General features: G+C 68.3%; 6 protein-coding genes. 3 read left to right on the forward strand and 3 right to left on the reverse strand.

Annotation, left to right across the window (positions count from 1 at the left end; genetic code table 11):
• Positions 1-358 precede the first annotated feature (358 nt).
• Both AB0C66_RS26165 and AB0C66_RS26170 read right to left on the reverse strand, forming a co-directional pair.
• Positions 359-976 (reverse strand): GNAT family N-acetyltransferase, encoded by a 618-nt coding sequence (locus tag AB0C66_RS26165; protein WP_362443277.1) that lies wholly within the window; start codon positions 974-976, stop codon positions 359-361.
• A 17-nt stretch (positions 977-993) separates the two neighbouring features.
• The gene (locus AB0C66_RS26170) at positions 994-1,404 is read right to left on the reverse strand and encodes a RidA family protein (protein ID WP_362443280.1); all 411 of its coding nucleotides are present in this window, start codon (positions 1,402-1,404) and stop codon (positions 994-996) included.
• A 267-nt stretch (positions 1,405-1,671) separates the two neighbouring features.
• Between AB0C66_RS26170 and AB0C66_RS26175 the strand changes: the two genes are divergently transcribed.
• Entirely contained in the window at positions 1,672-3,303 is a 1,632-nt protein-coding gene (locus tag AB0C66_RS26175; RefSeq protein ID WP_362443283.1) for a molecular chaperone GroEL, read from the forward strand.
• 89 nt (positions 3,304-3,392) lie between these two features.
• Here the strand turns inward: AB0C66_RS26175 and AB0C66_RS26180 are convergent, their stop codons facing one another.
• Entirely contained in the window at positions 3,393-4,490 is a 1,098-nt protein-coding gene (locus tag AB0C66_RS26180; protein ID WP_362443286.1) for a hypothetical protein, read from the reverse strand.
• Between the two features lie 224 nt (positions 4,491-4,714).
• Here AB0C66_RS26180 and AB0C66_RS26185 point away from each other — a divergent pair, with 224 nt between their 5' ends.
• Complete coding sequence (locus tag AB0C66_RS26185) at positions 4,715-5,266, forward strand: SigE family RNA polymerase sigma factor (RefSeq protein ID WP_362443289.1); 552 nt, start codon at positions 4,715-4,717, stop codon at positions 5,264-5,266.
• Positions 5,263-6,609 carry a PQQ-binding-like beta-propeller repeat protein gene (locus AB0C66_RS26190; protein WP_362443292.1) on the forward strand — a complete coding sequence of 449 codons (1,347 nt, stop codon included), beginning with the start codon at positions 5,263-5,265 and terminating at the stop codon, positions 6,607-6,609. The genes AB0C66_RS26185 and AB0C66_RS26190 overlap by 4 nt, the downstream gene beginning before the upstream one ends.
• The last annotated feature ends 145 nt before the right edge of the window (positions 6,610-6,754 follow it).

A 6,754-nucleotide genomic window follows, 5' to 3' on the forward strand; every position in this document is an offset into this window, starting at 1 on the left:
TCAGCCGCGGCCCCGCGCCCAGGACGTGTCGTCGACGTCGAGCGCCGCGCGAAAGGTGCCCCTACCGCTGCGGGCAGGGCACACCGGGCTCAACCGGCCGTCGGTATCAGTGAATCGCCGACCGCCGGTTCACTGTGCACCCACACGTGGGGAACCGCCCCCGGGCCCGGACGTGCCGGGGCCTCGATGGCGAGGGAATCCCACGGGTCGCCCAGCGGTGGCCCGCGGAAGGCGATGAGTTCGGTGGCGGTGCGCTCCGGCGACGCGCCGACGCCCCGTCGAGAGGTGGTACCCGGGTGGCGCCATCGGCACCGCCCGCCTCATGAGATGACACAAATTTCTCCCCGTTACATGCTGCTCAGCACGTGCCACCCATCCCATACTCCCCAACTCTTTTTTGTCCAGCGCTTTTTGAACTTCCGTCACCGTCTCTGCGGAGGTGCAGATGACCGTCCCGGGGGAACGGCGGCCGGGCGGGAAGGATGTCCTGGAACCGGTATCCGGCCTTCTCCGCGACCCGGCACGAAGCGACGTTGTCCACCTGATGCATCAGCTCGAGACGTTCCAGCCCTTCGGCCGCGAAGGTGGCGAAGGCCCAATGGGTGAGCGCTTCGAGGGCACGCGGGGCCACTCCCCGGCCGCGGGCATGGGCCGCCGTCCAGTAACCGACCTCGGCGGATTCCCGGCCCGTGTCGGTTCGCTTCAGGACCACCTCGCCCGCCAACCGCCGCTCACCGGCGCCGGATTCCTCCTCGTGCACGGCGAGACTCAGCAGTTCGCCCGTCTCCCAGCCACGCCGCCGGAGCTCCAGCCGCGCCACCGCGTCCTCGCTGCTCTCGACGTGCAGCCTGGTCCACCGACGCAACGTCGGGTCGCGATAAGCCTCGACCAGCGGTCCGACGTCGTCCTCACGCCACGGGCGCAGCAGGAGCGCGGCGGCGGACGGTGTCGCCTCCGCCCGTAGGGTGACCGTCATCAAGCCCCTCCCGCCGGTCAGGAATCCAGTACGGCGGCGATGGCCTCGATCTCCACGAGCTGGTCGTTGTAGCCGAGCACCGTGACCCCCATCAGTGTGCTGGGTACGTCGTGCTCACCCAGCGCGTCCCGGTAGACCTCCCATGCCGCCACCAGGTCCTCCTGGCGGGTGGAGGCCACAAGGACGCGGGTGCTGATGATGTCCTCCAGCGACGCCCCGGCCTCCGCCAAGGCCGTCCGCATGTTCTCCACGGCCTTGGCCGCCTGCCCGGCGACGTCCCCGATCGCCGCCGTCGAGCCGTCGTCGTTCAGCGGGCAGGCTCCGGCGAGGAAGATCAGCCGCGCTTCGGCGGGGGCCGTGGCCGCGTAGGCGTACTCGGCGACGTCGGAGAGGGACGCGGAGCGGATCAGCGTGACGGCGCGGGGCACGGGCGGTTCCTTTCGCGGCGCATACAGGTCGCGCATGACCCTCTCAGAGACCGGCCCGGCGTTCGACGCATTTTTGACCTGCGCCTCCCCGCCGAACACACACGTGAGTATCGACTACCTACAGTCCGCGAGCGCCGACCTGGCAGGCTCGGAGCGGCGGACACAAGGCCCATGCCCGGAGCCCCATGCCGCCGGACCCCCACCGCCCGGCGGCCCGCGCCGCCGTACGAAAGGGCGGGCCTCACACGAGAGAGCTTGAGTCAACTGGTGAGCAGCACTCTGCTGTTTGATGAAGCCGCGCGCCGTTCGCTGCAACGAGGCGTGAACTCACTCGCGGACGTCGCGAAGGTGACGATCGGGCCCGGGGGCCGCAATGTCGTCATCGGAAACGTCGAGGTCGGACCCAAGGACGGCGCATTCAAGAAGGTGCGGGGCGGCGGCATGACCGTCACCGGTGACGGGCTTCTGATCGCCCGGCATATCGATATGGCCGACCCCTTCGAGAATCTCGGCGTACAGCTCGTCACCGAAGCCGCGATACGGACCAAGAGAGCGACCGGCAACGGAGCGACTACGGCCATCGTGCTGGCCCAGGCGATGCTCCGCGAGGGCCTGCGCAATGTCGCCGCAGGCGCCGACCCGGTGGGTCTGAAGAAGGGGATGGACGCGGCGGTACGGACCGTTTGCCGGTATGTCGGATCCGTCACTCGCCGCGTCGCGGGTCCGGAGGAGCTCGCCGCCGTCGCCTCACTGTCGGCGAAGGATCCAGAGGTCGGCGGCTTGATGGTCGAGACAATGGCCAAAGGCGGCATCATCACCGTCGAGGAGGGACACACCCTCGGTCTCCACTTGGAGTTCAACGAAGGGGTGAAGATCGACAGGGGCTACCTTTCACCGGAGATGGCCACGGACAGGGTCAGCGCGCAATCCGTTCTTCACCATCCCCATGTCCTGATCCACCGGGGCACGATCTCCTCCGTCGATTCTCTCAGGCCGTTGCTGGAGAGGATTCTCCAGTCAGGCTCCGGTCAGCCGCTGTTGATCATTGCCGGTGATGTCCAGGGCACCGCCCTGTCGGCACTGCTCGCGAACTCGGCACGTGGCATCGTCACGACAGTGGCGGTGAAGGCCCCGGGAACGGGAACACAGCGTGATGCGATTCTCGGGGACCTCGCCACCGTGACCGGCGCGACCGTGGTGGCCGATGAAACCGGGACCACACTCGAAAAGGCCGAGTTGGCCATGCTGGGTGGCGCCCGCCGGGTGACGGTCACGAACCGTGACACGACGATCGTCGCAGGCCACGGCCCGGCACGCGATATCGCTCTCCGAGCCGGCCAGATCAAGGCGGAGGCAGCGCGCAAGACGTTGCCTCATGACCGCGTTGACCGGGACACCTTGCTCGAACGAGCCGCCAACCTGGCCGGTGGGTCCTGTGTCATCAAGGTGGGTGCCGCCACACACGCGGAACGCAAAGAGCGCTTGGCGAGGGTCGAGAACGCGGTGTGGGCCACCCGTTCCGCACTCGAGGAGGGAGTCGTGCCCGGCGGTGGCGCCTGCCTCGCACAGAGCGCCAAGGCGCTCAACAGCGCTCCCGGAAGGGTGGACGACCGGTCCATCGGCATCGGGGTCGTCCGGCATGCCCTCGTCGAGCCACTGCGGCGGATAGCGGAGAACGCGGGCCACGACGGCTCCGTCGTGGCCTCGAAAGTGGCCGAGTCCGAGACCGGTGTGGGCTTCGACGTACTGGCGGGACGCTATGGCAACCTGCTCGAAGCGGGCATCATCGATCCCGCTCAGGCGGTTCGTGCCGCTCTGACCCATGCCGCGTCCGTCGTGTCCCTGATGCTCACCACCGAGGTCCTGGTCGTCGACAACCACTCGGAGGGTGGCCGGTGAGGTGCTCGCCGGAGCCGTGCGACCGCCCGCTGCCCATCGGGTCGACGAGGGGCAGCGGGCAGCGGGCGCGCCGGTAGTGACACCGACGCTCAGGGCGCCTGGCTGTCCGGCATGTCGTAGTGCTTGATCCAGGCGTTGTCCTGCCGTCCCGTGAAGCCGTTCTGGTCAAGCACCACCATGCTGACCTTGGAGCGATGCCCTCCGGCGTCGTGCCATTCGACAGGGGCGTAGCAAAGACCCTCGATTTCCGTGGCGCCATCCACCACGTCGTCGGTCTCAGTGAGGGTGTACGTGCCTTCGATCACCATGGGATCGAGGTCGTACATGTCCAGGCCGGGATTTTCGCGACCGAGCTTGAAGCAAATGATCTGGCCAGGATCCCCCTCGCGGGAGACATGGAGTCGTCCACCCTTGACGAACCCACCCGCGATGTTGACCAGCGCGTGCGGCAGTCGGGACGCACGCATCGCCTGGAGCTGACCGAACCTGGGGGGCGCACCGCCGGGATACGAGCGGTTGTACTTGTAGCCGTACACGATGTCGGTGTCGTCATCGGAACTGTAGAGGTATGCGCCATGGGGAGTCAGCGGAGCGCCCGAGGGCACAACATGGCGGGCATCGTCCAAGTCGGTGGAGCACCACGGGGCGCTGGTCTGATATCGGCCGCTCCCCTCGACGCCCAGGTAGTACATCTCCCCCGGAACCTTGTCCGTGGCACCGAACGGCTTCGTTATCCAGACACGCGGTGTCCCGTGCTCGACCGGAACGTACAGCCGCCCGGCGTAGTTTCCCGCCACGATGTGGTTGTTCGCATGGATGGCGCCGACGTGGTCTTTGTTGTCCCCCTCCGGCCACCATCTCTCGTCGTAGGCGAGGAAGTCCACGCGCTCCCAACGGAAGTTGAGCTTGTGGATTCCTCTCCACTCCGGCAGTTCTTCCGTCGAGCAACAGACGACCCACCACCAGTCCTCGGCGCCGTATCTCGCTCGCGCAAGACCCTGGCACTCGTCGGTCCAGGCGAATCGGTCCTCGCTCTCGAGGTAGTCCTCTCGAGAGCGATACCAATGGGAAAGGCGGCCATCGCTGGCAGCCGCTGCCGGCTGAGCTCCGCCGATAACGGCGGATCCGCCGAGGGCCATCGCACCGGCCGCTCCAGCGGTGGTGCGCAGAAAGCCTCTTCTATCCATGAGCCGACTCCGCCTATGTGTACGAGGGAAGCGAGGTGGTATGCCTCAACTTCCCTACAGAATGGGTGAGTTCAACACATTCACCCTGCACTGGAGGACATGCAGGCGAGAGAGTAGTTCTTACTCAGAGGTCCGCGCAGGGCGCACACCACTGATTTCACCCCCTGATGGATAGCCGCGGGCGGCCCATCGCGTCGTGAGGGTTGCAGAGAACAGGAGGGTCGATGAAGGACTCGAGTCACGACGAGTTCCGGGAGTTCGTAGCGATGCGCTCCACCGCGCTGCTGAAGCTCGCGGTGCTGCTCACCGGCGGGGACCGGCACGCGGCGGAGGATCTGCTGCAAATCGCGCTGATGAAGGCCTACGGGCGCTGGGCGCGTATCGAGCAGCCCGAGGCGTATATCCGCCAGATCATGTACCGCCAGCAGGTCAGCCGCTGGCGGCTGCGCAGACACCGCGCCGAGACGACGGTGCCCGTACTGCCGGAGTCCGAGACGGACGCCGACGCCGGGTCCGACCCGGAGCTGCGGATCGCGCTGTGGGCGGCGCTCCGTCAACTGTCGAAGCGGCAGCGGACCGTGGTCGTACTGCGCTACTTCGAGGACCTGCCGGAGGGCGAGGTCGCGGCGCTGCTGGGGTGTCCGGTCGGCACGGTGCGCAGCACCGCGCACCGGTCGCTCGCCAAGCTCCGCGCGCTCGTACCGGAGCTCGGGCCCGAACAGCGCGCGGAGCAGGCGCGGTCACTCAGCTATACACCGAAGGGGATCCAGGGATGACGACGGAGCGGGTGGAGGAGAAGGTCCGGGAGACGCTGCACGCGGTCGCCCTGGACGGGGTGCGGGCGCCCGGTGACCTTGCCGAGAAGGTGGTCCGGCGGCGCGGCCGACGCCGATTCTCGCAGGCCGCGGGGGCGGCGGCGGCCGTTGCCGCGATCACCGTGGGGGCGGTGTTCGGCCTGGGGGTCGGCGGTGCGGCCGAGCAGGACCGGCCGGTGCGCCCGGCGGCGTCGCCGCAGGGCTGGCAGCCGTGGCACAGCGGCGTCCCGGGCGCCAGCGAACGGGGCTGTCTGGTGGACGGTTCCGCGCTGTACTGCGCCGGGTCCGCCTACGACGCCGCGAAGTTCGACGCCAACACCGGCGAGCGGCTGTGGACCGTCAAGGTCAAGGGCGAAGGCGGAGGGAACGACCACCCGTTCGCCGTGCGCGATGGCGTCGTCTACACCTACCGCAATCACACCGCGGCGAAGCAGCCGAACGGGGACTACCGGGGCGGTACCGATCTGCTGGCGGTGGACGCCGACACCGGCGATGTGCGGTGGACGGTCGAGATGCCGCAGGACGACCGCACCGACCAGGCCGCCATGCTCATCGACGGCGCGGTGCTGGCGAACACCCCGTCGCTTCGTACGGTCTCGGCCCTCGACCCGCTGACCGGTAAGGAGAAGTGGCGCCACACCTGGGACAAGGGCACCGAGTGTCAGCGGGCGGTGCTGAGCGGCGTGCCCTATCTCCTGTGTACGCGGGACACCGAGGAGCCGCACGACACCGACGTCCTCCGACTCGACCCCGCCACCGGAACTGCCGAGAAGATCATGACCGGCCCCGGCAGGCAGCAGCTCCTCGGCACCTCGGGGGACCGGATGGTCCTGGCCCAGGCCAAGGAGGCGACCGGCAAGGACCTACGGCTGACCCTCATCAGCGGCTCCGGAAAGCAGACCACACACACCTATCGGACCGAGGGGAACCCGGCGGTCTCGGAAGTCATCGGCGATCGTTTGATCTCGGTATCCCGGAAGGGCATGGCCTCGGCCTACTCCCTGACCACCGGAGAGACGCTGTGGACCCGACCAGTGGGCGTGAGGATGGAGGATCAGGCCACGCTGACGGGCGGCATCGCGTCTCCCGTGGTGTCGGCGAGGCAGGGGGTCGTGTACTTCTACAGCCCGACCGGTGATGTGTCCGGCCTCGATTTGCGCACCGGCAAGCAGGTCTGGCGCGATCACGTCGCCACCGGCAAGCCGGGGCTCGGGGATTCGCCCCAGCTCCTGCGCTATCAGGATGTGCTGGTCGCCCGGAACGGCAGCAAGATGGTCTCCTTCCTGCCGCGCGTCGGCCACTGACCCGAAGGCCAGCGGCCGGGCCCCGCCCCGGCCGCTGGCACGAGCAGGGCCTAGGGCGTGTTTCGAAAGTAGCGCCGTTCGCCCGGAGGGCGGGCCCCGCGGCGTCTGGGGCGTGCGATCGCAAGGCGGAGGGTCGTCCTCGCGG

The organism is Streptomyces sp. NPDC048636 (assembly GCF_040650655.1).
Lineage (GTDB): Bacteria > Actinomycetota > Actinomycetes > Streptomycetales > Streptomycetaceae > Streptomyces.